Raw genomic sequence first — 223 nt, 5'->3', positions numbered from 1 at the left:
AAATATGGCCGATTCCGGCAATGCCCGAAATGGCGGCACTCATACCGGAGGAAAGGGCCGTACCCAGCACCTGGGCGATGCCACGTACCACAAACATGACTGCCGTCAGATTCATCCAGACCGTTTGCTTGAATCAAGGCAAGGTTTTCCAGCATGCTCATGTGATATTTTGTGCGGTATCGTTTATCCAGCGCCTTCAGCCGTTTGCAGGGATATTGTGTAC

Annotated in this window: 1 protein-coding gene; it reads right to left on the bottom strand. The window is 52.0% G+C overall.

Features of this window, described 5'->3' with window-relative positions; translation table 11 throughout:
• Nucleotides 1-115, bottom strand: a 115-nt coding sequence (locus H6B10_RS16710; protein ID WP_204652488.1) for a DUF2871 family protein, incomplete at its 3' end; no start/stop codon positions are given.
• Between the last annotated feature and the right edge of the window lie 108 nt (nucleotides 116-223).

This window comes from Gemmiger formicilis (genome assembly GCF_016901605.1).
Lineage (GTDB): Bacteria > Bacillota > Clostridia > Oscillospirales > Ruminococcaceae > Gemmiger > Gemmiger formicilis_B.
This window is presented reverse-complemented; position numbering and strand designations above follow the sequence as displayed.